The organism is Streptomyces hyaluromycini, assembly GCF_002217755.1.
GTDB classification, from domain to species: Bacteria; Actinomycetota; Actinomycetes; order Streptomycetales; family Streptomycetaceae; genus Streptomyces; species Streptomyces hyaluromycini.
The window spans coordinates 937749-962918 of sequence record NZ_BCFL01000018.1; the positions used below are offsets into that span (position 1 = coordinate 937749).

Consider the following 25170-nt stretch of genomic DNA (forward strand, 5'->3'; position numbering starts at 1 on the left):
CCGTCCGGGCCCTGAGCCCGGCCGGCGGCCCCTGGCTCTGGCTCTGGCTCTGGCTAGAACGGCACCGGGGCGATGTCCACCTCGGCCCGCTGGCTGCTCGCGGCGGCGGTGGTCGCCGGGTGGCTCTCGCCCAGCGTCCGGCGGAACCGGGTCAGGGTGTCGGTGTGCAGCACCGTGGCCTCGTCCACACGGTCCAGCGCGCGCAGGTCCAGAGCCACGTTGTTGGCGCAGGCCAGGGTGGTCGGGTGGTCAGGGCCGAGGTCGCGGCTGAGGATCTCCAGGTTCTGCCGGTCCAGTTCCAGGGCTTCCGTGTGGCGCTCCAGCGCGCTGTGGTGGTTGGCCATGCCGAGGGCCGTGGTCACGGTGAGGATGTGCTCGTCCCCCAGCGACGCGTGCATGCCGCGCAACGCCGCGTCCAGGTGTTCCTCGGCGGCTTCGAGACGGCCCAGATGGCGCAGGGTGATGGCCACGTTCGTACGGGCCGACAAGGTGTAGGGATGGGTGGCGCCGAGGGTGGCCGTGTAGCGCTCGACGGTCGCCTCGCCCAGTTCCACGGAACGCGTCAGCTGGCCGTCCTGCCGGAGGTCGACGACCAGGTTGGCCGCACAGGCGATGGCGTCCGGGTGGTCGGCGCCGTAACGGCTCTCGAACTTCGACAGCGCCAGCTCACCGAGTTGCAGCGCGCCGTCGTGGTCTCCGGCGCGCCGGCGGCATACCGAGAGCACACGGGCGCAGCCGATGCTGGCGGGGTTGTCCTCGCCGTAGTTCGCGACGTAGCGGGCGTAGACGTCCTCCTGGTGGACGACTGCTGCGAGGTAGTCGCCGGTCTCGCGGATGTCGAGGGAGAGCGCGCTCAGGGTGTTCAGGGTGTTGAGGTGGTTCTCGCCGAGTGCGAGGGCGCGCTGCTGGGCCGTCTCCGTGTCGCGTTCGCGCGCCTCCTGGTAGAGGCCCATCAGGCGCAGAGCGACGCCCAGGTTGTGGGCCGCGCGCAGGGTGGACGGGTCGTCGTCGCCGAAGGCCCGCAGCGAGCGCGTGAAGACCGACCGGCTGATCTCCAGCGCCTGGGCCAGCTCGGCCCTCAGCCACAGCCCGCTGGTCAGCTGGATGAGGGCGTCCAGGGTGCCCTCGTCGTCCTCGCCCGCGATCCGGATGTACGTGTCCGCGGTGCGCTGCATCATCTCGGCGGCTTCCTCGTACTCGCCGATCCGGCGCAGCAGGAAGGCCAGCCACTTCGCCATCTCCAGGGTCTGCTGGTCCTCGGCGCCGAACTTCCGGGTCCATACGTCCATCGCCTCGCGGGCCATGGAGACCGCACCGTCGTGGTCGCCCCAGATGAAGAGGAACTCCACCACGTCCCGGATCAGGCCGCGCACCCACGGCGAGTCGCACTCCACGGCCCGCGAGACCACGATGTGCGGCAGCAGTTGCTGATAGCGCGGCCACAGTTCGCGCGAGCCGGGGCTGTTGGGGTTGGCGTCGGCGAGCAGCAGGTGTGCGCCGTGCCGCATGTCCGCCTGCTGCTGCGGGGACATGCGGTTGACCAGCACCGCCTGGACCAGGCGGTGCAGCTGGATGGTGTCGTGCCGGTGCTCGATGCGGGCCAGGGCGTAGACGTTGATCTCCCGGATGGCCCGGCCGAGCCGGATCGGGTGGCGCAGGGCTTCGTCGATCTCGGGGGCGATGGTGCTCCGCGAGTTGTTGAAGAGGGTCCGCGAGATCGGCTCGGGGGCGAAGAAGGAACAGACCTGGAGGAGCTGGAGCGCCGCGGGGTTGCGCTGTTCGAGCTGGCGCAGCGAGACGTCCCAGGCGGCGGCCACCGACATGGGGTAGTCCGGCGACGGGACGAGTTCGAGCATCAGCTCGGCGATCTTCTCCCGGATCAGCCCGAGGTACTCGTCGACGGCCATGCCGGTGACGGCCTGCCAGGCCGCGGCCTGTTCGATGGCGAGGGGCAGGTCGCCCAGCTCCTGGGCGAGCAGGTCGGCGTCAGCGTCGCTCAGGTCACGGGCCCGGCGGCGCAGCAGCGCCTTGCTCTCCTCACGGGTGAAGACGTCCACGGAGAGGGTCCTGGCCACCCGGTCCCACTCCTGGTTCCGGGAGGTGATGAGGATCTTTCCGGTGCCGCCGGTCGGGAAGTAGGGGCGTACGGCCTCGACGTTCTCGGCGTTGTCGAACACCAGGAGCCAGCGGTCGTACGGCTCGCCCCGGCGCAGGGCCTCGCGCACCGCCGGGACCGCGCGGTTGGCCTCCGCGCCCACGTTCAGGCCGAGCCGGTGGGCGAGTTCGGTGAGCGCGGTCAGGATCATCGTCGGCTGTTCGGAAGGGATCCACCAGATCACGTCGTACTCGGCGGTGTGCCGGTACACGTACTCGATGGCGATCTGGGATTTCCCGACACCGCCCATGCCGTGCAGGGTGTGCGGCAGCACCGCCGAGGTGTCGCCCGTCAGCAACTGCTCGTGCACCTGTGCGAGGAGTTCCTCCCGGCCGGTGAAATTGGGGTTGTTCGGCGGCACGTTGCCCCAGACCACCGGTACGGAGGCACGCTGCGGGACCTGCCGTGACTGCGGTGCGGCCGGCCCCGGGACCGTCCTGCCGGGTGCCGAGAGGCCGGCGCCCGGCTGCCCGTCGGCGCTCGGAACGGGAATCTCCCGCACTGGAGTCCCGCTCGCGGATCCTTCCGCTGCGTGCTGGTACTCACTGGCAGTGGTGTCGGTCATGTCCGGGCCGCCCAAGTCTGAATTTACAACATTTTTATTACGGATATCGTGGCTTATTTGCCGCGAATTCTCATTGATCGACGCACCCGACGGCGCCCCTTCCAGAGCCGCGCTGACCCGGCGGGCGCGCAGCAGATAGGGCCCCGACAGGGCGCGCAGCACGGCCAGCTCGACACGCAGGAACGGCAGGCTCTCCGCCGTCACTTGTGGAACCGGCTCCTCCTCCGGGGCGAGCAGCGCACCGGGCAGGCCGCGGGCCGCCTCGAACCGGTCGCCGTAGAACTCGGACACCGAACTCACCACCCGGGCCGTGTCCGCGCGCATCGCGCCCGCCAGCAGCGCCTCACGCGCGCCGTCGACGAACTCCAGCGGCACGGGGGCGGCGGCGCTGCGCGCCGCGGCCGGCGCCGGCTGCTCCAGCAGACCGCTCAGAAAGAGCTCGGCCAGATGGGCCGGCTGTGCCTCGGGCACCAGCCGGCGCTGTACGTCCCGCACCAGGCGGGGTTCCAGGATCGCGGCGGCCAGATGGGTGGCCAGCCGGAAGGCGGTGGGGGTGGCATGGCTGCGGAAGCGCCGGATGCGCTCCTGCACCGAGGGCGCCGGGATGACGACCGGCGGCTCGTCGACGTCCTCCTCGGGCACGTCGGGCGCGCCCAGTAACAGCACCGGGGCCTCGAACCGGTCGGGCTCCGTACCGGCCACCAGGGCGGCCCAGCGGCCCAGCCACCGGGCGTCCAGCTCCAGCATCGGGACCGCCGCCGTCCAGCTCGCGGGCGGCGGGTCGAACGGGTCGCGCCACTCGGCCGGGAAGTCCACGGCCAGTTCGGTGGTGCGGGCCCCCGCGCGGGGGCTGCGCAGCCGCGCCTGCCGGGGCACCAGCGCGGTGCGGTGCCAGTCCCGCTGGGACAGCAGATGCACCACCGCCACCGGTCCGGCCGCCGCCCACAGCTCCAGCGCCTGCCGGCCGGCCGGGGTCCGCCACAGCGGTCCCAGGCCGTCGGTCAGGACCAGGACGATCCGGCGGCCGGTACGGTCCACCAGCTCGCCGGGGACACCGAGGACGTCGTGCTCCGGGTACGGCCCGCGCAGCACCGCCTCCGGCCCCCGCGGGGTCTCCCGCAGGCCGAGCCGGCGCACCCGCACGTCCCGGAAGGCGCCCAGCCGCTCCGCCACGGCGGTGAACTCGGCGACCGTCTGCTCCCAGATGACCATGGTCGCGTGGTCGTCCACCACCAGCACCAGATCGAAGCGGCGCTCGTCCGCCGACCGGGTGTAGGGCACCCACAGGCCGTCCTCGGCGGCGCGTTCGGCGGTGGTCTCCTCGTCCAGTTCGACCTCGAACGCCGAGGGCACCAGCTGCTTCAGCGGCCGCAGCGCACGGGTGATGCCCGCCGCGTCCCGCAGATCCGGCACGGCCCCGACCGGTCCGGCCGCCTCGGCCGTCCCGGTCCGCAGCCGCCGGGCCGCCCGCTCCCGTGCGGTTCCGTTCCCGGGACCCTCCGGCCCGGCGGGGCGCAACGGCAGGATCAGCACCTCGGCCAGGTCACCGGGCGGCTCCCGCACCGCGCCGTCGGCGGCCTCGCCCGTCGTTCCGTCACCGGTCTCCGCCGTCGTACCGCCGACGGCACCGTTCGTCGCACCACCGGCGGAACCGCCCGTACCGCCCGTCGTGCTCCCGCCGGTACCGCCCGTACCGCCCGTACCGCCGGACGTCGGCGGCCCGCCGGGGGGTTCGGGCAGGCCGGAGAGCTCCGACAGCGCGGTCGGCCGGGGCTGCGGCGGGCGGTCCGACGCCGGCAGCCGTGCCGCCAGCGTCTGGTACGCGTGCAGCCAGAGGCCCTCCGCCACTTCGAAGGCCTCCGGACAGGCACGCGAGTCCTCGTCCATCAGGGCGCCCCCGACAACTCACGCCAGAGCGCCTCCAGCAGCTCGCCCCAGGACTCTTCGTCCTCCCGGACCCCGGCCGTCCGCAGGAACACGGCGTTGAGCAACTGGTCGGTGGCCAGCCCGCCGCTCTGCCGGCTGCGTTCCACGAACGCCCGGATCATCTCGTCGTGCCGGCCCTCCTGGTCCCGGAAGTGCGCGGCGATCATGGCGGCCAGCTGGTCCTCGCGGGGCGGGGAGACGTCCAGCCGGACGCAGCGCCGCAGGAAGGCGGGCGGGAACTGCCGTTCGCCGTTGCTGGTGATGACGACGAACGGGAAGGCCCGGCACCGGACCCGGCCGTCCGTCACCGTGACCGTGGTGTCCGGGTCGTCGGTGAACACCCGCGCCGAGCTCTCGTGATGGCGGGCGCGGACCAGTTCCGGGATGTCGTAGGAGCCGTTCTCCAGCACATGGAGGAGGTCGCTGGGCAGGTCGATGTCGCTCTTGTCCAGCTCGTCGATGAGCAGGACGCGGGGCAGTTCGTACGGGAGCAGGGCGGTGCCCAGCGGGCCGAGCCGCACGAAGTCCCCGATCCGTGCCCCGGTGCCGCCCTCCGGTGCCGCCGGCGGGGTTCCGTCCGCCGCCTCCGGGGTGCCGTCGCCCAACGGGGCGGCCGGGCCCCGTCCGAGGGACGCCTGGGCGCGGCCGATGGCGTCGTACTCGTACAGTCCGGCGCGCAGGGTGCTGCGCGAGGTGATCCCCCAGTGCAGCACCCGGCCCAGGCCCAGTTCGCGCGCGACCAGATAGGCCAGCGTGGACTTCCCGATGCCGGGGCGGCCGGTCACCAGCAGCGGCCTGCGCAGCAGCAGAGCCGTGTTGATCATGTCGATGTCGTGCGGGTCCTGCCGGGAGGTGGTGCGGCCCACGCTGCCGAGCCGGCGGTCGGTCTCCGCGCTCTCGGCCGGTACGGGCGGCAGCACCGGGCCGCCGTCGAAGGCCCGCCAGCCGGGCGGCGGGGGCAGCACGTCGGCGAGACGGATGTCGGGCAGCGGCTGCCCGGTGCCGCGGTAGATCCACCAACTGCGGCTGACCGGACCGCCGTTGCGGCTGCCGTCCACCGGGTGCTGGGCGCGGCTCATGAGGTCCCCTCGTCGTTGTGTCCGCCGCGCACGCTCCCGGGCTCCGACGCCGGGTGTTCGGACCAGTCCACCATCCGGTTCGGGTTGTCGAGGAGCACCGCGAGGTGACGTCCTGAGTGCGCATCGCGTTGCCCCGCGGCGGCGGTGGCCGCTTCGGTGCGCAACTGCCGGACGCGTTCCGGCAGTTCGGCGGCCGTTCCCTTCAGCAGCTTGTCGACCCGTTTCCTGAAGTCGCCCGGGGGTGTGGGCCGGCGGTCCCAGACGGCCAGCGGCACGCCGGCCCGCAGCGCGGCTTCGAGCGCTTCCTGGCGGCCCTCGGGCCCGGTCAGCGGAGGCGCGTTGAGCGCGACCGACACCAGCCGCTCGTCGGCGGCGAGGGTGCTGTTCCACCGCACGGGGTCGTGGCCGCGCTCGCCCGTCGTGTCCCAGTGGCACAGGATCCGCGGGCCGGCCGTCATCTGCTGCCAGCGGTTGCGCCAGCGCCGGTGGTACCGCCGGGCCCGCATCCGCTCCAGGCTGCGCAGCGCCACCGGGAAGTCCAGGCACAGCGCGGTGGCGGAGGACGAGTGCGAGGCCATCGGCAGCCATTCCACGGGGTGGTTCAGCAGCTGCAGCGGCAGCACGAACTCGAGTACCGGCCTGCCGGGGTGCTCGCCCCAGTCCTCCTCGACGCTCTCGACCAACTGCTCCACCGCGGCCTCGACTTCGCCCAAGGCCACGATCTGGTCCTCTCCCCGCTCCGGCCGCCACGAGCCCGGACGCCGCTGCCGCCAGTGGGACAGCAGATACTCGTCCGGGCTCATCCCGTGCTTGCTCAACTGGACAACGAGACAGGCGGGAGCCGGTTCCGCCACCCCCCGAGTGATCTGCGAGCGGAGGGTTTCAAGAGGCTCCACCAGGTCAAGCCGGGTGCCCTGCTCGTCGTTCCAGCTGCGCAGGCCGTCGACGAGCTGCCGGTCGGCACCGGACGCCGCACCTGCCGCGATCGCGTGCTCCACCAGGACCAGCACGGGAAGCAGGCCGTCGGGGCGGGCGTTGGCGTCGGCCAGGAAGTCGAAGGCCTCCTGGAGGGTGGCGACCGGGCGGGCCGGGAGCGGCAGGTCACCGGCCGCCGCGTACAGCAGGCCCTGCGGGTCGGGATGCGGTAAGCGGCTCAACAGCGAGCGGGCTCTGCGGAATTCGGCTTCCGGCAGGACCGCCAGAACCGGTGAGGCGGAGACGAGCTCGACGATCCTCAGTACCGGAATCGAGCCGGGGTCGTACTCCTGAAGGGTGTCCACCAGTACGGAAAGTCCGGAGGGCTTCCGCCAGCAGGCTTGGAAGATCTCCAGTATGTCGTGCCGCTTCCGGCTGTGTCGCCGGACGTTGGCCAACTCGGGTAACCGGCCCGCCAGCATGTCGATCAAGAGATCGCGCCCTCCCGGTGCATCGAGTCCCGACACCGCGCACATCTGCTCTATCAGCTCATGCTCGAATCCCGCTGCATGGCCGCCGTTTCTCCCACTCAACAAGCTTCCCCCCGTCACGACTCCGGCGCCCCTCAACTCCCTCCCGTTACAGGGCAGTCCGGGTGCCGCAGCCCTGCGTCCAGGGTATGGCCCAGGCCTTACACGTGGCCACCCCGGAACGGCAATCACAGGCATCCGCTAGACGGTCACACGGGCGTAGACCAAGGGCGCGGCCGCCTCGCTCTCGTCGACCGTCAGCAGGGCCGATCCGGCCGTGTCGCCCCGCTCGGGGAGGTCCGCGTACAGGCCGGCGAGGTGTCCCTCGGTTCCGATCCTCCAGGGCAGCCCGACGGAGTCGATGTCGTCCTGGTCCAGGACGGCGTCACCGGCCGCCAGGTCCCCGGTGGCCTTGTCCAGGGCGGCCAGGAACTTCTCCAGGCCTGCGGGGGTGGTGCGGAAGCGCAGGTAGAGGTCCTGGCCGCTGTCCGCGCTGCCGTCGCCGGGCACGACGAGGTAGGCGGCCTGCCGGGCCCCGGCCGGCACCGCGAGCCGGAAGGTCCTCAGGAGCGCGGCGCCGGGAACGCCGTGCTTCTCCTGCGGGGCCTTCGGCAGCGCCTCGTCCGTGAACCCGAAGAGCCCGAGCGGTGCCGCGAGGATCGCCCCGGCGGCCGCCAGGAACACACAGCAGGCCACCACCAGGAGCGCGACGGGCAGCCGCCGTTCGCGCTCCGGGCGCGTCATGTCCGCCATCACGGCTCCTCTCTCGTGTTCTCTCTCGTGTTCTCTCTCGTGTTTCGCTTCGTGATCTCTCCCCTGTCCTGCCCCACCGTAGGGCTGCCGCTTCGCGGTCGGACGCGGGCACCGCCTAAGGTCGTCCGGTGACGAACAGCAGCGCGACGCGTTCCCACGACCTCGACGGCATACGTCCGGCGCCGGTGTCCCCCGGGTGGCGGGACCGGCTGCGCAGGTCCGGTCACGCCGGGGCCCCGCACACCGGCGTCCGGGAACGCCTGGTCCCGCCCTTCCCCGAGCCCGCCGCCCACCTCTGGCAACTCCTGGGCCTCGGCCCGGCCCGGGCACAGCGCCTCGCGAAGGCGACGGAGTGGCTGGGCCCGCTGCTCGTCACCGCGCTGGCCGGCGCCCTCCGCTTCTGGCGCCTCGGCCGGCCGCGCGGCCTCATCTTCGACGAGACGTACTACGCCAAGGACTCCTGGGCGCTGCTGCACCTCGGGTACGAGGGCACCTGGCCGGACCGCAAGATCGCCGACCCGGAGATCCTGGCGCACCCCCAGGTGATCCCGCTCTCCGACACCGGCTCCTTCGTCGCGCACCCGCCGACGGGCAAGTGGGTGATCTCCGCCGGCGAGTGGCTGTTCGGCCTCGACCCCGTCGGCTGGCGCTTCATGACGGCGTTGCTGGGCACCCTGTCGGTGTTCATGCTGTGCCGCATCGGCCGCCGCCTGTTCCGTTCGACGTTCCTGGGCTGTCTGGCCGGGGCGCTGATGGCGGTGGACGGCCTGCACCTGGTGATGAGCCGCACCGCCCTGCTCGACCTCGTCGTCATGTTCTTCGTGCTGGCGGCGTTCGGCTGTCTGCTGATCGACCGGGACCGGGCCCGGGCCCGGCTCGCGGCGGCCCTGCCGGCCGACGCGGAGGGCCGGGTGCGCCCGGACGCCGACACCGGCGACCGGGCCGGAACGGGCCCGCGGCCCTGGCGCCTCGCGGCCGGCGTCCTCCTCGGCCTGGCCGCCTCGACCAAGTGGAACGGACTGTACGTCCTGGTCTTCTTCGTGGTCCTGACGCTGCTGTGGGACGTCGGCGCCCGCCGCGTCGCCGGGGCCCGCCATCCGTACCGGGCGGTGCTGCGCCGGGATCTCGCCGGGTCGGTCCTCTCCCTGGTGCCGACCGCCCTGGTGACCTACCTGGTGGCCTGGACCGGCTGGTTCCTGTCCGACGACGGCTGGGGCCGGCACTGGGCGGACGGCCGCGGCGGCACCTGGTCGTGGATACCGGCCCCGCTGCGCAGCTTCTGGCACTACGAGTACCTCGTGTACCAGTTCAACGTGAACCTGCACGCGCCGCACAAGTACCAGTCGAACCCCTGGAGCTGGCTGGTCCTCGGCCGTCCCGTGCTGTTCGCCTACGACTCCCCGGAGCCCGGCCAGGACGGCTGTTCCACGGCGTCCGCCTGCACCCGCACGGTCCTCGCCCTGGGCACCCCGCTGCTGTGGTGGTCGGCCTGCCTCGCCCTCGGCTACCTGCTCTACCGCTGGGCCCTGCGCCGCGACTGGCGGGCCGGCGCGATCCTCTGCGCGGTGGCGGCCGGATACCTGCCCTGGTTCCTCTACCAGGACCGTACGGTCTTCTCCTTCTACGCCGTGGTCTTCGTGCCGTACCTGTGCCTGGCCGTCGCGATGATGCTGGGTGCCGTGCTGGGCCCGCCGGGCGCGGACCGCCGGCGCCGCACCCGGGGCGCGGTGGCCGCGGGGGTGCTGGTGCTCCTCATCGCCTGGAACTTCGTCTACTTCTATCCGGTCTACACCGGGCAGACGATTCCCTACAGCGGCTGGCAGTCCAGGATGTGGCTCGACACCTGGATCTGAGTTCCGGCGCGGTGCGGCGGCCGGCGTCTCAGCGGTGTGCCGTGGCCGTGGGGCTGGGCACCGGGCCCTCCGCGCGCAGCGAGCGGTGGCCGGGGCCGGGAGCGGGGCGAGGAGTGGGCCTGCCCGCTGCCTCGGTCACCGGCTTCTTGGCGTGGTGCCGGGGCACGACGTCCTGGGGGAAGGTCAGCTGGTCGTTCATCCACTTCAGGGCGGCGGGCATCTCCCGTACCCAGGTGGGGAAGTTGTGGCTGCCGTTCTCGGGGAGGATGGAGACGACCCGCATGGGCGCCCTGACGGCCTTGATGAAGGCCTCGGTCTGCGCGTAGCCCTTCTCGCCGTGCTTGCTGTTGGCGACCAGGACGGAGACCTGGGGCACCGGCAGGTGCTTCAGCCGCCACATCAGGTCGTGACCGTCGATCCGGGCCTGGCGGCCGGGACCGCTGCCGAAGAGGTTGCCGGTGGTGGGGTCGTCCTTGACCTGGTAGTCGGGCGACAGGGCGGCGGCCGTGGTGTAGACGCCGGGGTCGCGCATGGTGAGCTGGAGGGCGCAACTGCCGCCCGAGGAGTACCCCATGACGCCCCAGGAGTTCGCGTCGTGGCCGGCCCGGTAGACGGACTTGATCGCCTCCGGGAGGTCCTTGGCGAGGAATGTCTCGGTCTGCGGTCCGCCGGGGACGTCCACGCACTCGGTGTCGCGCGGCGGGGCGACGGTGGGCCGGATCATCACCATGATCGTCGGCTGCATCTGGCCCTTGCGCTGCAGTTCGCCGGCGGTCTGCGAGACCCGCAGGTGCTGGGCGAGGTTGAAGATGCTGCCCGGGTAGCCGCTGAGCGCGACGATCACCGGGAAGCGCATGCGGTGGTACGCCTTCTGGAAGTACTGCGGCGGCAGATAGACGAAGGCCGGGTCGACCACGCCGGTGCGCCGGCCGATGATCTTCACCGACTCCACCCGGCCGACGGCTGCGGCGGGCCCGCTCGGCAGCCCGCTGACCCTGCTCAACTGCTGGTCCCCGGCGGGCTGTACGAGCGACGCCCCGCGGACGCTGCTTATGCCGTTCACCGAGCCGCCGCCGTTCCCGCCGGCCGCCTGGGTCACCCCGACCGGAGCGGTGTCGACGTTGCCGAGCAGCTCGTTCCAGGAGCCGAAGAACTGGTACGACGAGTTCACCGCGCACGCGAACGCCGCGACGATCGTCACCTGTGTCACCGCGATGCCCCCGAGCCGCCCCAGCACGTGCCACGGTCCCGGCTTGGCGAACCGCGGCCACAGCCAGACCAGCAGCGCCACACACAGGGCGGCCAGTGCCACCAGCGCGTATACGGTCGTTCGACTGGTCAAACCCATGTCACTCAGTCCCTGTTTTCCCTGCCCGTGCCTCGTTGCTTCCGCACAGGAGGAGGGCGGAAGAGCCTTCCGCGTTCCGTAACGAGGGATTCAGGAAGAAGACATGACCTGTTACGCCATGTCGGGCAAGGGGGCCGCCGTCGAGAGGTGACGGACGTCATTGACACACCGGATCACCGGAGGTTGTCATGAACACATGCAACTGACCGGGCGCCGAGCGCTTCTCGACGCCGCCCGGGTCCAGGCGGCGGCCCGCCCCGGACTGCTCCTCCACGGCCCCGCCGGCATCGGCAAGTCCACGCTCGTGGCAGCCCTCGCGGCGGACCCCGCCGCCGGCACCGTACTGCACTGCTCGCCCGCCGAGGAGGACGCCCGGCTGCCCTTCGCGGGGCTCGTCGACCTGTTCGCACGGGTCCCGGAGAACTGCCTGGAGACCCTGGCGCCGCAGCCTCGGACCGCCCTGCGGACAGCCCTGTTGCGCGGCGGCGGCCCGGCGGACGACCGCGGCCTGCTCGCCGTACGCGTCGCCGTCCTCGACGCGCTGCGCGCCCTGGCCGCCGCCGGTCCCGTCCTGCTGGTCGTCGACGGCCTGCAGTGGCTCGACGGACCGACCGCCGCGGTCCTCGCCTTCGCCGTACGCAGGCTCGACGACCCCGGCATCCGGATGCTCGCCGCCGAGCGGGTGGCGGACGGCGGCCAGCCCGAGCGGCTGCGCTGCTGCCCGCCGGGCACCGTCGAACTCCCCGTGCCGCCCCTGACGGACGGCGAGACGGCCCGCCTGGTCCGCGCCGACCTCGGCGCCGACCTGCCCCCGGGCGTGCTGCGGGCGGTCCAGCAGGCCGCCGCCGGGAACCCGTACTACGCACGGGAGTTGGGCCGCGCCGCACTGCGCGCCCCGGTGCCCGCCGGGTCCGGCACGCTGCCGCCGGTGCCTCCGGGACTGCGCACCCTCCTGCTGGAGCAGGCCCGTTCGCTCCCGGAGCCGGTACGGCGCACCCTCCTCGTGGCGAGCGCCGCCGCCCGCCCCAGCCTCACCCTGCTGCGCGCCACCGGGCTCCCGGACCCGGCCGCGGCCCTCGCGGAGACGGAACGGCTCGGCATCGCGGCGGCCGACGCCGACGGGGTCGTACGCTTCCGGCATCCCGTGCTCCGGGCCGCCGTGCACGCCGACGCCTCCGAGGACGGCCGGCGGCAGGCGCACGCGCTGCTGGCCCGCGCGGTGACCGAGCCCGTGGAGCGGGCCCGCCATCTCGCGCTCTCCCACCCGTACGAGGACGAGGCCACGGCCCGCACCCTGATGTCGGCGGCCGGGTCCGCGCGCCTCGACGGCGCCCCCGGCACCGCCTTCGAACTGGCCGTCCTCGCCGCCCGCCGCACCCCGGCCGGCCATCCGGCGGACCGCGCCGAACGGCTGCTGGCCGCCGCCGAGTACGCCTGCGACGCCGGACGCACCGAGGAGGCGGGCGAGGCCGCCGGGGCCGTGCTCGCCCGGTCGGGCTCGGCGGCGCAGCGGGTGCGGGCCCGCCTGGTCCTGCTGCGCGGCGCCGGGCAGGCGCTGGAGGGCGCCGAGGACCTGATCGCGGACGGTCTGCGGGACGCGGACGGCGATCCGCGCTCCGAGGCCCGGCTGCACCACTGGGCCGCCGTACGGGGCCTGCTGTGCGGGGAGTTGACGGAGGCGGCCGGGCATGCCCGGCGGGCCGCGCGGCAGGCGGGCGCGGCCGGCGACACCGAGACCCGGATCGACGCGCTCGCCACCCTGGCCCGGGTGCGGTCCCTGGCCGGGGACCCGGTCGCCGCCGACGCCGCACTGACGGAGGCGCTGGCCCTGGTCGGCGGCGGTTCGGCAGCGGCAGCGCCCCATAGGGGCGCGAGGCCCCATCCGATATGCGGCTGCCGCCGCGTGGGCGCGACCAGCCACGACGAAGCCGCAGCCGACAAACGGCAGATCGCGGCACCCCCAGATATCGCGGCGCTCCCAGCGGAGCGCTCCGGCGGCCCGGAGAGCCGGCGGCTGATCCGGATGCGGGCGATCCTCGCCCTGGACTCCGACCGGGTGACCGAGGCCCGCGACCAGGTCCTCCCGCTGCTCGCGGCGACCGGTGAGCCCGCGGGGGCAGAGGAGACCGTCGCGACCCTGGTGGCGCTGACCCGCATCCAGGTGCGCGCCGGGCACTGCCGGGAGGCGCTGCGCACCGCGGCCCGCTGCTCCCGGGCCCTGGCCCAGGCGGCTCCGGCCCTGTACGCGGCGGCACTCGCCGCGACCGCGGGCGCCACCGCCGACGAGGCCCGGCAGTTGGCCGCACAGGCGGTCCGCGCCTCGGAGGCGGACGGCGACCGGCTGTTCCTGCTGCGCGCGCTCGCGGTCCTCGGGCAGGCCGAACTGCTCGGCGGCGATCCGCGCGGGGCGGCCGCCGCCGTCGAGGCGCTGCAACGCGTCAGGGAACTCGGCGAGGCCATGTGCGCCGCCGACCCGCCGCTGCTGCACTGGTACGGCGACCTGGCCGAGGCCCTGGTCGCGCTGGGCGAGACGGACGCGGCGGGGGCGGTGCTCCGCGACGCCCGGGCGCGCGTGCCGCAGGGCGCGCCCGGCAGCGTACTGGCGGCCCTGGAACGGGCGGAGGGGCTGTGCGAGGCGGGCCTCGGCCGGGCGCGGGAAGGGGCGGTACGGCTGCGCACCGCCGTCGAGCGGCTGCGCCCGCTGCCGCTCCCCGTCGACCTGGTACGCACCCTGATCGCACTCGGTACGGTCGAGCGCCGCGCCCGCCGCCGGAACGCCGCCCGGGAGGCGCTCGCCGAGGCCCTGGAGACGGCGACCCGGATCGGCGCGGCCCCGCTCGCGGCCCGGGCCAGGGACGAACTGGCCCGGCTGGCGGCCGGGGAGCGCGGCGGCGAGACGGGCGCGGGCGGACCCGAACTCACGCCCGCGGAGGCGCGGATCGCCGAACTGGTCGGCGGCGGGGCGACCAACAGGGAGGTCGCCGCGGAGCTGTTCATCAGCGTCAAGACGGTGGAGGGGGCGCTGTCCCGGGTCTACCGCAAGTTCGGCGTCCGCTCCCGCACCGCGCTCGCCCACGCGATGGCGGTCGCCGTCATCGCCGCCGGCGCGGCGGTGGTGGACACCGGCGACGACGACCGGCCCGGGCCCGCCGCCCAGACGGTGGCGGTGAGTCAGGCGGCGCGTGCCCGTCTCCCCCGCCCGCTCGACACACGCCGTTGACGTGACATCCGCAGTTAACACGTAACGCAAGGGTTCCCCCGCTTACGGGGGCGGGGCCGGAGTTCCTACGGTGATCACGTTCCGTTTCCGGGACGGCTCAACTCCCCACCCCCCACTCTCCACTCCTCGGAGGACCCCAGTGAAGTCACGCCTGAAGCTGCTCGGCCTGGTCGCCGCGCCGGCCCTGGTCACGGCGGTCGTCCCCGCCGCCTTCGCGGCCGACGCCCCGCACACCGCCCGGGCCGCCGTCGCCGGCGACGTCCTGCCCGGCCTGAAGCACAACGCCGCCCGCACCGGCAAGGTGGCCGCCGGCAAGCGGATATCCGTGGCGATCAGCCTGGCTCCCCGGGGCGGTACGGCGCTCGACACCTTCGTGGCGAAGGTCAGCGACCCCCACTCGGCCTCCTACGGGCACTACCTGACGAAGAGCCAGTTCGCGGCCCGCTTCGGCCGGACCGACGCCGAGGTCAAGAAGCTGAAGGACTACCTGCGTTCGCAGGGCGTCACCGTCGGCAAGGTGCACTCCGGCAACCTGCTGGTCGACGCCAGCGGCACCGCCGCCCAGCTCCAGAAGGCCTTCGGCACCCAGCTGTCGACCTGGAAGGACGCCGCCTCGGGCCGCTCCTTCTACGCCAACGACAGCGCGCCGACGCTCCCGTCCTCCCTCGCCTCCATCGTCAGCGACGTGGCCGGCCTCAACAACCGCGTCCAGCTGCACCACCAGGCGACCCCGCACACCGTCTCCCCGCACGACGGCCCCGGCGGCGGCTACACCCCGGCCCAGCTCAAGGGCGGCTACAACGTCTCCGGCACGTACACCGGCAGCGGCCAGAAGATCGCGCTCCTGGAGTTCGACGGCTTCCAGCAGTCCAACATCACCAAGTACGACACCAACTACAGCCTCGGCTCGCCCACCCCGACCGTGTCCAAGGTGGACGGCGGCTCCGGTTCGCTCGGCGACGGCCAGGTCGAGGTCGAGCTGGACATCGAGGTCCTGCACGCGATCGCCCCGAAGGCGAACGTGACGGTCTTCGAGGGCCCCAACTCCGACGCCGGCGAGGTCGACACGTACCAGGCCATCGTCGACAGCGGCATCGCGACCACCTCGATCAGCTGGGGCGCCGCGGAGTCGGCCCGCACCACCTCCAACATCAACGCCGTGGACGCGGTCTTCAAGACGGGCGCCGCCGAGGGCCTCGGCTTCTACGCGGCCTCCGGCGACGACGGCTCCGACGACGCGGGCGACGGCGGCACCTCCGTCGACTACCCGGCCAGCGACCCGTACGTCACGGGCGTCGGCGGCACCAAGCTGACCGTCACCTCGGCCAACGCCTTCAGCAAGGAGGTGGCCTGGTCCGGCGGCGGTGGCGGCAAGTCCACCGTCTTCAAGATCCCGAGCTGGCAGACGGCCGTCCAGAAGAGCGCGGGCGGCGGCTACCGCCAGGTCCCGGACGTCTCGGCGCACGCCAACCCGAGCCCCGGTGTCTCCATCTACTCGCAGGGCTCCTGGTCCTCGGTCGGCGGCACCAGCGCGGCGGCCCCCGAGTGGGCGGCGTTCGCGGCCCTCTACAACCAGCAGGCCGCGGCGGCCGGCAAGGCCAACCTCGGCTTCGCCAACCCCGCCCTCTACACGGCGAGCGGCACCGGCTTCCACGACATCACCAGCGGCAGCAACGGCGCCTACTCCGCGGCCACCGGCTGGGACTTCACCACGGGCTGGGGCTCGTACAACGCCTCGACCCTGGCGGCGAAGCTCCTCGGCTGACGCCACGCCCCTGAGCCACCCGCCCCTGCGCGCACCGGGAACCGCCCGGCCCGCGCGGGGGCGGTCTCGTTCTCACCTGACGTCGTTCTCACCTGACGTCGTTCTCACCTGACGTCGACGAAGTCCCCGGCCGCCGTGGCCGGGCCGGTGGTGGCGGTGCCGGCGAAGACGAAGCGGAAGTAGCCGTCGGCCTTGGCCTTGGCGGTGGTCTTCAGCGCTCCGGCGCTGCCGCTGGTGACGGTCTTCAGGGTGGTGTAGGCGGAGCTGCCCTTCTTGCGGAACTGCAGCTTGACCGGCTGCCCCTGGTAGCCGGTGTAGCTGCCGCTCGACCAGCTCGCGCGGGTCAGCCTGCCGGTGACCGTGACGGTCCTGCCCTTCTTCACCGGCTCGGGCGAGGCGTTCACCGTGACCTTGGCCAGCCGCTTGACCGAGGCGGTGCCCGCGACGTCGATCTCCGTCCAGTCGTCGGTGCGGTCCTGCGCCCCGGCGAGCACGTTCCAGGTACCGGCGAGGCCGTTGTGGTCGAGGTCCCGGGCGGCGTCGACGGCGATGCTCACCTTGCAGTCGGCGGTGGTGGGGTCGGCGATGGCCGGCACCTCGCACGTACCCGCCGGGTACGCCCCCAGGATGCCGTCCTCGTCGTCGGTGTTCGGGCCGTGCCACAGGTAGGCCCAGGACGCGACGACGCCGTCCGGGTCCGTGGCCGTCCAGGTGATCGTGACGGTCTTCTTGGTGGTGAGGCCGAGCACGATGTCCTTGCCGCCGTTGACGACGACGTGCGAGAACACCGTGTCGCCGGCCGCGGCCCGGTCCGCCGCCTGGGCGGCTGCCGGAAGCAGCGACGCGGACAGGGCGGAAAGGCCGGTGGCAAGGGATACGGCGGCGACGGCCGGGCGGATGCGCATGGAGTCCCCTTTCGGGATCGACGGCTCGCCATCTCCGTACGGCGAGTCCTGATGCTGCGTCACACCGCCTAGACATGTGGGAGACCGTCACGGTTGCCCCATTGTTCCGACTGTGTTCACAGAGTCGGCCGGGTCCCGCCGCTCCGCCCCGGCCCCGCTCCGCTCCGCCCCGGCCCCGCCCCGGATCAGGATCTGCGCAGGACCCGGTTGGCTCCCGCCACGATCGTGGTCGCGAGCACCCAGCCCACGCTGACCAGGGCGACCACCACCCATTGCATGGCGCCGTGGGAGCTGTACGAGCGCTCCTGCCCGAAGTCGACCACCGGAAGCAGCAGGTCGAGGGTGTACACGGCCGGCTGGAAGTCCGGCGGTGTGCCGTCGCCGTAGGGCAGCGGCGGCCAGGTCGCGAACAGTACGCTGCCGACGGTGAAGAAGACCGCGAGCAGCAGCACCGCGCGCAGCGGCCGGTACCCGTAGCCGACGGTGAGGTCCTGCAGGAGGCTCCAGATCCGGGCGGGCCGGGCCAGGGTGGCCCGCCTGCGGCGCTGTTTGGCGAGCAGGACGAGGCGTGCGTCGGCGTCGCGGCCGTGGCGCCGGTAGTTGGCGGCCAGTTGCTCGTAGGGCTGCGGTGCGAAGCCGGCCGGGTCGCGGTCGAGCCAGGTCAGCCGCTGCCGGCCGGTCAGCGCGGGCTGGGCACTGTCGTAGGCGAGGCCCTCCAGGACCAGGGAGCCGGGCCAGCCGGCCGGGTCGTCGCGCAGCACGCCCACCCGGGTGTGGCTGAGGTCGACGATGCCGCGCGGTGCCTCGCGGGGCTTCAGTGTCAGGTCGGCGGCCGCGGACCGCCGGCAGATCAGGGCGCGCTCCCCCGCCGGGACGTCCAGCACGGCGTTCTCGAAACAGAGCTTGGCCCGTACGGTGATGCTGCTGAGGGAGATCCGGCCGTGCGCGGTCAGCCCGTCGCAGCAGTTGAACTCCGCCCCCACCTCTATGCCGTTGGCCCGCAGCGCGGCGGCTCCGGCGCGGCCGGTCAGCTCGGCGCCCTCGAAGAGGGCCGAGCCGCCGACCCGGGCGTCGCAGAGGTCCACCGTGCCCTGCGAGACGAAGCCGGCCCGGCAGTCGAGGTCGCCGCCGACATGCAGGCGGTGGGCCCTGAGCGCGGTGCCGTCCGGATGGTGCAGCCGGGCCCGCCGCAGCACGACGCTGCCCCGCACCGAGGTGTCCCGCATGTCCACGCTCCCCCGCACGGTGAGCCCGGAGCCGGCCTGTATGTCGCCGCCGACCGAGGCGCAGAGTAGCTGCAGTGCGGGTTCACCGCCGGGTGCGTCCGGGCCGGTCAGAGTGGCGTCCTCCAGGTACAGCGAACCGCCTATCGAGGCGCCGTAGAGGTTGATCGCCCCGTCGCTGGAGAACCCCCGGTCGAGGTAGAGGCCGCCGCCCACGGTCAGTTCGGGGGCCTGGAGGCAGGCCCGGTCCCCCTGGAGCCGGGCCCCGCGGAAGCCGAGCGTGTCCTGCACCCGGGAGCTCATGAGCCGGATCGGCCCGGTGCACACCAGTCCGGTCGCCGAGAGGTGCTCCTCGACGGCGAGCGACTGCGCGTCGACGGCCGCCGTGCCGTCGGGCGCGTGCACCGTCGAGCGGTCGAGCAGCAGGTGCGTACCGACGGTCAGGGAACGGAGGTTCAGGGTGCCGTCGAGGGTGCACCCCACGATCTCGCACTCCTGGCCCACCCGCGCCCCGACCGCGCTCAGCCCCGGCAGGGCGCAGTCCTTCAGCTGGAGCACGCCGAACTGCCCGCCGTCGAGGCACGGCACCTCGTCGAAGCGACAGGAGTCGAGGCGTATCGCGCCCTGGACGGCCGCCTCGGCCAGATCGAGCGTGCCGGTGATCCGGGCACCGCGCAGCCGGAGCCGGGCCAGCCGCCCCCGCACGGGACGCGGCGCGGCGACGAGCAGCCACCGCAGGGCCTCGGCCCGCACCTCCGGCACGTCCTCGCACCACTCGCCGTGCCGGTACGCCTCCCACAGCCGGCGCTCGTGCACCTCCCAGCCGTCCGGCGGGCCGTCGTCCGACACTCTGTGATCCCCCTTCACACACGTTCCCGCCGAGTTCCCGCGAGCAGCGGCGAAGCAGGACGTTGCTACCCGACGGATACGGAGATCACGCCTGTGAACCACCCTGACGGTGCGGGCCCTTGGGACTGCCGGGGCCGGGGCCGTCGCGGTCGTCTGCGGGTCCGTGGGGGCTGGTCGCGCAGTTCCTCCCCCAGCCTTCGGCCGGGGGTACCCCCAGCGCCCCTTCCGGGGCGCTGAAGTGCCGCGCCCCGCAGGGGCGCGGGGAACTGCGCGCTCAGCCACAGCGACGCCGCAGACGACCGCGACGGCCACCGTCCCACCGAGCGAGTTACCCCAAGACGCCGGCTCTGTCCGTGCTTTCCGTGTTTTGCCCCCGGCGGGTCGTTGGTCGCTGTACCTCTGGCAGCACGCGTCGAGGCAAGGGGGGACGCATGCAACGCGCTGGGCGTTGGGTCGTCGCGGTGTGCGTGGGGGCCGGTTCGTTCGTGGTCTGTCTGTGGGCGGCGCGGGCCGCGTCGTTCGGCTTCCTGCCCCGTGCGGAGGCCGACCGGTGGGTGGTGGCCACGGCGTTCGCGACGACGGTGGCCGCGCTGGTCGGGACGGCGGCCGGCTGGTGGGCGGGGGCGGGGCAGGAGGAACCCCCGGACGGCCGCCCCCCGGAAGCCGCGGACGGGGCAGGGGCAGGCCGGCGGCCGGCGGTGCGGCAGAGCGCCACGGCGTCGGACGACGCCCAGGTCACGCAGGTCGCGGGAGACCGGCGCCCCGGCTCCGGCGCCTCCGCGGAACGCCCCGGCAGGCTGGCCCAGCGCGCCAGGGCGGCGGGCCGGGCCCGGATCACCCAGGTCGGCGGGAACGACGGGACCGACGGGACGGCAGGTCCCGGGCATGGTGACCGGTAGGAGCAGGGCCGGGCGGGCGCAGGCCGCCGCGGCATCCGGGCACGGCCACGTCATCCAGATCACCGGCACCGGCAACCACGTCTGCGCGTCGGGCGTCGGGGACCCGTCGCCGGTGCTGCAGCTCCCGGCGGAGCCGGTGCATCTGGCCGGCCGGGAGAAGGAGGCCGAGGCCGTACTCGCGCTGCTCGCCCCCGCGTCCCGCGGCCGGCCCGACGCCGCCGTCTCGTTGCTCTCCGGGCTCCCCGGCATCGGCAAGACCGCCCTGGCCCTCCATGTCGCCCACCGGGCCGTGGCCCGGGGCTGGTTTCCCGGCGGCGCGGTCTTCCTGCACCTGCGGGGCTACGATCCGGCCGGGCCGGTCGGCGCCGACGAGGCGGTCGGCGCGCTGGCGCGGGCGCTGTGCGTGGACGACGCGAGGACACCGGACGAGCAGACGGGGCTCTGCCAGGCCGCGCTGAACCGGCTCGCGGACGAGGGCAGGGCGGTCCTGCTGATCGCCGACGACGCGGCCGACGCCGCACAGATCGAACGCCTCGTCCCGGCCCGCTCCGCACACCGGCTGCTGGTGACCTCCCGTCACCTGCTCACCAGTCCCGCCTTCCAGCCCCGGCTGATCGGCCTGGACGAGCTGACGCCGCAGGGCGCCGCCGACCTGGTCGCCGAGGCGCTGCGGCACGCCCGGCCCGACGATCCGCGTCCGGCGCGGGAGGCCGGCGCGCTCGCCGAACTCGCCGGACTCTGCGGGCACCATCCGCTCGCCCTGCAGATCGCCGCGTGCCTGCTCACCACCGACGCGGGCCGGTCCGTCGCCGCGCTCGCCGCCGACCTGGCCGACGCCCGGACCCGCCTCGACGTGCTGTGCTTCGAGGACGGCGGGCACACGACGGCGGTCCAGGCGGCGTTCCACCTGTCGTACCAGCGGTTGTCGCCGCCCCACCGCCAGCTGTTCCGGCAACTCGCCCTCAGTCCGGGCCCGGACATCGGCACGGACGCCGCGGCGGCACTCGCGGGACGGTCCCGGGGCCGGACCCGGGACTCGCTGGCCGCGCTCGCCCGGGCCGGGCTGCTGGCGGAGCAACCGCAGAGCTCGGGACGCTGGCGGATGCACGACCTGCTCCGTGTCTACGCGGCCGCGCTGGTCGAGAGGGACAGCCCGAAGTGGCGGAACGCGGCCTTCACGCGGCTGCTGACGCACTGTGGGCAGCTCGCGCGGGCGGCGGACGCGCATCGGCACGCCCACGACGACGAACCGTTGCCGGGAGAGTTCCCGGACCGGGCGCACGCCATGCGCTGGCTGGAGGCGGAACGGGCGAACCTGGTGGCGCTCATCGCCCGGGCCGCGGCCACCGGACATGCGCGCGCGGTGCTGGAACTGGAGGAGCACATACGTCTGTTCCTGCTGGAGCGGAGCCGGCACGCCGCCGACGCCGTGACCGCCGCGCAGCTCGCCGTCGCCTGCGCCCGCGCGATCGGCCACACCTGCTGCGAGGCCACTGCCCTGGGGCACCTCAGCCAGGCCCTCGGCGACTCGGGACGGCTCCCCGAGGCGGTGGCGGCCGCCACCGGGAGCCTGGACATCGCCCGGGCCCGCGGCGACCGGGAGCGGCAGATCACTGCACTGCTCAACCTCGGCGGCGCGCTCCGCCAGGCCGAGCGGTTCGAGGAGGCCACCGAGGCCCATACCGAGAGTCTGGCCCTCTGCGAGGAACTCGGCGACCGGGGCCGGATCGGCACGGCGCTCGTCGGTCTTGCCGACACGCTGTGCGACCGCGACGAGTACGAGGAGGCCGCCGGCCTGTTCACCGAGGCCGTACGGCACTTCGCCAAGACCGGCGACTGGCATGCCGAGGGCCTCAACCTCATTCGTCTCGGGGACACGTTGTTCGCGATGAAGAGGACCGAGGACGCCGTCGACGCGCACCGCCGCGCCCTCGCCGTCTACCAGGAGCGCGGCGACGAACACCACCAGGCCATCGCCATGCAGCACCTGTGGGCGGTGAGCGAGATGAGCCCGGAGGAGGCGGTGGACAACTACGAGAAGGTCGTGGCCATCTGCCACAAGGTGTGCGACCGCCCGCTGGAGGCCCTGGCTCTGAAGGCCCTGGCCGGCAGGCTCCAGCGGCTCGGCCGGTACGACGAGGCCGTCACGGCCCACCGCAGGGCGGCGGCCATCCACGAGGAGCGCGACGAGGAGAGCCAGCTGATCCGCGTGCTGCACGACCTGGGCACCGCCCTGTGCGCGGCCGGCCGTCTCGCCGAGGCCGTCGAGGTGCACGAACGGGAGATCGCGCTGTTCCGGACCCGCGGTGACCGGCACGAGGAGGCCGAGGCGCTGGAACGCCTCGCCGCGGCGCTGCGGCGCGGGCGCCGGCGATCGCAGGCGACGGAAGCCTCCGCGGCGGCGATCGGCCTCTACCGCGAACTGGAGGACACGTGGTGCGAGCGGAGGACACTGGGCGACGTGGGCCTGCCGGTCCGGGACACGCCACGGGCCGACCGGGTCATGGCCGATTACCACTGGGTCCTGGCCGGCCTGCCGGAGGACGACGCGCCCGGCCGGCAGAGCCGGATCCTGTTGGCCCTCATCTTCGCGCAGCGGCGGGCGTGGCGCGTCATCGGCATGTTCTGGTCGGTGGCGAGTCTGGCCAGGATCGTATGGCGGAACGACCGGGCCGCGGAGCAGTTCGTCGAGGACTCCCACCGGCTGACGAAGGCCTGGCTCCGCCTCGTCCGCCCCGACGCCGCCCTCGCCGCCCTGCGGAACCGGTACCGCCGGCCGACCGCCTGAGCCCGGCCCCCTCCCCTTCCGCCGGCGGCCTACTTGCACTCGACCCGTCCGGCCGGGGCGGTCCCGGTCGTCAGTGCCTCGCACGCCGCCTGCCAGGCGTGGCGGTCGGCCCGCAGCTGGGTGCGCAGATAGGCCGCGGTGAGGTGCCCGAGGGCGGCGACGCGCCCGGGGTTCTCGTCGGTGGTCTCGTCGGCGTCGTATCCGGAGATGCCGCCGAGCAGGTGCTCGGCGTCGAACAGGGTGAGCAGGGTCTTGGGGGTGGGAGCGAGGCGGTAGGGGTCGGCGTGCCAGTCGGGGCCGATGTCGGTGAAGTGCCGGGAGTCGTCCTTGTCGCCGACGACGACCAGGGTGGGTGTGGTCATCGTGGAGAAGTCGGTGGTGTGGAAGAACGGCACCTTGTCGGCCATCGGTCCGTTGAGGATGTCGCCGCCTGTGCCGGGCGCCGCCAGCAGTACACCCGCCTTGATCCGGGGCTCGCTCAGGTCCGCCTCCGTCCCGGTGTCGGGGTCGGTGATCCGGGCGCCCAGCAGCAGGCTCGCGGTGTGTCCGCCGAGGGAGTGCCCGGCGACCGCGATCCTGTCGTGGTCGAGGCGCCCGGCGAGCCCCGGCACGGTGTTCTCGATCTCGTCGAGCCGGTCGAGGACATGGCTCATGTCCTCGGCGCGTGAGCGCCAGAAGAAGGGGCCTCCGGGGGCACCGGCGAGTCGCCGGCCCAGGGTCCGGGAGCTGAGGTGGGTGGGCTGGACGACGGTGAATCCGGCTGCCGCCCAGAGGTTGGCGAGGGGTGCGTACCCGTTCAGCGAGGAGAGGTTGTTGGAGCCGCCGTGACCGTGTGAGAACAGGACGACGGGCAGGCCGGTCCCGGTCGCGGGCACGGAGACACGGACCTGGAGCTCCACGGGCCGTCCGGGCACGGAGAGCGTCACCGGGCTGTACGACAGCACGGGAGCGGGCGGGCCGAAGGTGCCGTTGGTGTCGGTGGTGTCGGTGGATGCACTCATGGCGAGCGGTTCCCTTCTTCGTCCTGCACATCGGCGGCCAGGCGAGCCCGGCCACGGCCAGCACAAACGGAACACTGTCCCGATTACTATCCGGAACAGCGTCCCGTTTTGTCAAGCGGCACCGGCAGAAGAGGCGTCAGCAGAGCAGAATCAAGAACCAGATCGCGCTCGCCCTCGATGGCGGGCCGGGTTCACAGGCGCACGATGACCAGGGCGGTGTCGTCGGTGGCGTCACCGGGCGGGAGCAGGTCGACGAGCACGGCGTCGGCGAGCGCTTCGGGATCGTCTGCCCGGTGGCGGACCAGGGAGTCGGCGAGCCGGGCGAGGCCGGTGTCGATGTCCTCGCCGCGGCGTTCGATCAGACCGTCGGTGTAGAGCACGAGGACGGCGCCCTCGCGGAAGGCCGCGACCGCCTGGGTCCGGGGGCCGTGTTGAGGCCGGGCTGCCAGCGGCGGGTCGGTGGCCTGGTCCAGGAACTCGACGGACCCGTCCCGCTGCAGGAGTGCCGGTGGGGGGTGGCCGGCGCTGCTGTAGGTGATGGTGTCGTTCTCCCAGTCGATGAATGCCGTGGCCACGGTGGTGTTCTCGGCGCCGTCGACGGTGCGGGCGTACAGCCCGAGGACCTCCAGGGCGCGGGCAGGACCTTCGGGGACGAGGGAGGCGGCGGTGAGGGCACTGCGCAGCTGTCCCATGACGCCGGCCGCGGACAGGCCGTGGCCGACGACGTCGCCGACGGCGACGGCGATGCGGTCGCCGGGCAGGTCGACCAGGTCGTACCAGTCGCCGGCCACATTGAGGGCTTCGGCGGCGGGCCGGTAGCGGACGGCCGCCGGGTGCCGGCCGACCGGACGAGGAGCGGGCAGCATGGCTTCTTGCAGGGCGAGCGCGACTTCCCGGGCGCGGATGAGTTCGCTGACGTCCTCCAGCCGGTGCAGCAGCAGCGTCACCCGACCGTCGGCTCCGAACACGGGAATGTTGGTCACGTTGAAATACCGCTCGTGCCATACCCCGGGCTGGTCGGGGTCCTCCCTGTCGAAGCGCTGCAGCGCCACGACACTGCGCTCACCGGTCTCCACCGCCCGGCGCAGTGACGCCAGGACTCTGAGCAGGAGCGGCTCGGCGGAGTCGTTCTCGGGATTGTCCTCGGGCAGGAAGCGACCGATCACCTGCTCGCGGGGCAGGCCCCGGAGGCGCAGGAACTCCGCGTTGGCGTCCGCGAAGATCAGCTGCGGAGTCACCAGCGCCGCCGCCCCGGGAAGAGCCTGGAACACCGCCGCGTAGTCGACCGCCCGTTCTCCCATGATTTTCCCGCTTACCGCGCCGTGCTCTGTCTTTTCACGATACGACCTGCGCCGCAGGCGTGTGGGGTGCCCTGTCACAGCACGGATCGGCACTC

Annotated in this window: 14 protein-coding genes; 5 read left to right on the forward strand and 9 right to left on the reverse strand. The window is 73.5% G+C overall.

The genetic code is table 11. The features are described 5' to 3' along the window. Positions 1–53: 53 nt before the first annotated feature. Genes fxsT through SSP29_RS17250 form a run of 4 tightly spaced genes read right to left on the reverse strand, consistent with a single transcriptional unit; the run spans position 54 to position 7923 of the window. Positions 54–4607: an FxSxx-COOH system tetratricopeptide repeat protein gene (gene fxsT / locus SSP29_RS60905; protein WP_089101510.1), complete on the reverse strand. Its 4554-nt coding sequence runs from the start codon at positions 4605–4607 to the stop codon at positions 54–56. After that, entirely contained in the window at positions 4607–5725 is a 1119-nt protein-coding gene (locus tag SSP29_RS17240) for an AAA family ATPase (protein WP_089101511.1), read from the reverse strand. The genes fxsT and SSP29_RS17240 overlap by 1 nt, the downstream gene beginning before the upstream one ends. After that, positions 5722–7368 carry a VMAP-C domain-containing protein gene (locus SSP29_RS17245; RefSeq protein ID WP_368669241.1) on the reverse strand — a complete coding sequence of 549 codons (1647 nt, stop codon included), beginning with the start codon at positions 7366–7368 and terminating at the stop codon, positions 5722–5724. The genes SSP29_RS17240 and SSP29_RS17245 overlap by 4 nt, the downstream gene beginning before the upstream one ends. 3 nt (positions 7369–7371) lie before the next feature. Next, positions 7372–7923: a hypothetical protein gene (locus SSP29_RS17250; RefSeq protein WP_089101513.1), complete on the reverse strand. Its 552-nt coding sequence runs from the start codon at positions 7921–7923 to the stop codon at positions 7372–7374. 128 nt (positions 7924–8051) lie between these two features. Between SSP29_RS17250 and SSP29_RS17255 the strand changes: the two genes are divergently transcribed. Beyond that, the gene (locus SSP29_RS17255; protein WP_150134347.1) at positions 8052–9776 is read left to right on the forward strand and encodes a dolichyl-phosphate-mannose--protein mannosyltransferase; all 1725 of its coding nucleotides are present in this window, start codon (positions 8052–8054) and stop codon (positions 9774–9776) included. 28 nt (positions 9777–9804) lie between these two features. Here the strand turns inward: SSP29_RS17255 and SSP29_RS17260 are convergent, their stop codons facing one another. Next, positions 9805–11124 (reverse strand): alpha/beta hydrolase, encoded by a 1320-nt coding sequence (locus SSP29_RS17260; RefSeq protein ID WP_089101514.1) that lies wholly within the window; start codon positions 11122–11124, stop codon positions 9805–9807. Positions 11125–11320: 196 nt separating this feature from the next. Here SSP29_RS17260 and SSP29_RS17265 point away from each other — a divergent pair, with 196 nt between their 5' ends. Both SSP29_RS17265 and SSP29_RS17270 read left to right on the forward strand, forming a co-directional pair. Continuing rightward, a complete protein-coding gene (locus SSP29_RS17265; RefSeq protein ID WP_150134348.1) occupies positions 11321–14344 on the forward strand; it encodes a helix-turn-helix transcriptional regulator in 3024 nt (1007 codons plus the stop codon). Between the two features lie 139 nt (positions 14345–14483). Beyond that, a complete protein-coding gene (locus tag SSP29_RS17270) occupies positions 14484–16109 on the forward strand; it encodes a S53 family peptidase (RefSeq protein WP_089101515.1) in 1626 nt (541 codons plus the stop codon). A gap of 104 nt (positions 16110–16213) precedes the next feature. Here the strand turns inward: SSP29_RS17270 and SSP29_RS17275 are convergent, their stop codons facing one another. Further along, positions 16214–17014 (reverse strand): hypothetical protein, encoded by an 801-nt coding sequence (locus SSP29_RS17275; RefSeq protein WP_089101516.1) that lies wholly within the window; start codon positions 17012–17014, stop codon positions 16214–16216. Between the two features lie 185 nt (positions 17015–17199). After that, entirely contained in the window at positions 17200–19086 is a 1887-nt protein-coding gene (locus SSP29_RS17280; protein ID WP_089101517.1) for a hypothetical protein, read from the reverse strand. 431 nt (positions 19087–19517) lie between these two features. Here SSP29_RS17280 and SSP29_RS52530 point away from each other — a divergent pair, with 431 nt between their 5' ends. Together SSP29_RS52530 and SSP29_RS17285 are read left to right on the forward strand one after the other, a co-directional pair. After that, on the forward strand, positions 19518–19985 hold the full coding sequence (locus SSP29_RS52530) for a hypothetical protein (RefSeq protein WP_145968907.1): 468 nt from the start codon (positions 19518–19520) through the stop codon (positions 19983–19985). Beyond that, positions 19972–22773, forward strand: a complete 2802-nt coding sequence (locus SSP29_RS17285) for a tetratricopeptide repeat protein (protein WP_089101518.1) — start codon at positions 19972–19974, stop codon at positions 22771–22773. The genes SSP29_RS52530 and SSP29_RS17285 overlap by 14 nt, the downstream gene beginning before the upstream one ends. A 29-nt stretch (positions 22774–22802) precedes the next feature. On the opposite strand, the gene SSP29_RS17290 is transcribed toward SSP29_RS17285, so the two are convergent. Then, the gene (locus tag SSP29_RS17290) at positions 22803–23774 is read right to left on the reverse strand and encodes an alpha/beta hydrolase family protein (RefSeq protein WP_089101519.1); all 972 of its coding nucleotides are present in this window, start codon (positions 23772–23774) and stop codon (positions 22803–22805) included. Between the two features lie 191 nt (positions 23775–23965). Next, positions 23966–25075, reverse strand: a complete 1110-nt coding sequence (locus SSP29_RS17295) for a PP2C family protein-serine/threonine phosphatase (protein WP_089101520.1) — start codon at positions 25073–25075, stop codon at positions 23966–23968. Between the last annotated feature and the right edge of the window lie 95 nt (positions 25076–25170).

Coding starts and splice junctions, on each gene's coding strand:
- SSP29_RS17285 (WP_089101518.1), top strand. CDS start 19,972: ATGGTGACCGGTAGGAGCAGGGCCGGGCGGGCGCAGGCCGCCGCGGCA.
- SSP29_RS17240 (WP_089101511.1), bottom strand. CDS start 5,725: ATGAGCCGCGCCCAGCACCCGGTGGACGGCAGCCGCAACGGCGGTCCG.
- SSP29_RS17250 (WP_089101513.1), bottom strand. CDS start 7,923: ATGGCGGACATGACGCGCCCGGAGCGCGAACGGCGGCTGCCCGTCGCG.
- SSP29_RS52530 (WP_145968907.1), top strand. CDS start 19,518: ATGCAACGCGCTGGGCGTTGGGTCGTCGCGGTGTGCGTGGGGGCCGGT.
- SSP29_RS17265 (WP_150134348.1), top strand. CDS start 11,321: ATGCAACTGACCGGGCGCCGAGCGCTTCTCGACGCCGCCCGGGTCCAG.
- fxsT (WP_089101510.1), bottom strand. CDS start 4,607: ATGGACGAGGACTCGCGTGCCTGTCCGGAGGCCTTCGAAGTGGCGGAG.
- SSP29_RS17260 (WP_089101514.1), bottom strand. CDS start 11,124: ATGGGTTTGACCAGTCGAACGACCGTATACGCGCTGGTGGCACTGGCC.
- SSP29_RS17295 (WP_089101520.1), bottom strand. CDS start 25,075: ATGGGAGAACGGGCGGTCGACTACGCGGCGGTGTTCCAGGCTCTTCCC.
- SSP29_RS17290 (WP_089101519.1), bottom strand. CDS start 23,774: ATGAGTGCATCCACCGACACCACCGACACCAACGGCACCTTCGGCCCG.
- SSP29_RS17245 (WP_368669241.1), bottom strand. CDS start 7,368: ATGCCTGTGATTGCCGTTCCGGGGTGGCCACGTGTAAGGCCTGGGCCA.
- SSP29_RS17275 (WP_089101516.1), bottom strand. CDS start 17,014: ATGCGCATCCGCCCGGCCGTCGCCGCCGTATCCCTTGCCACCGGCCTT.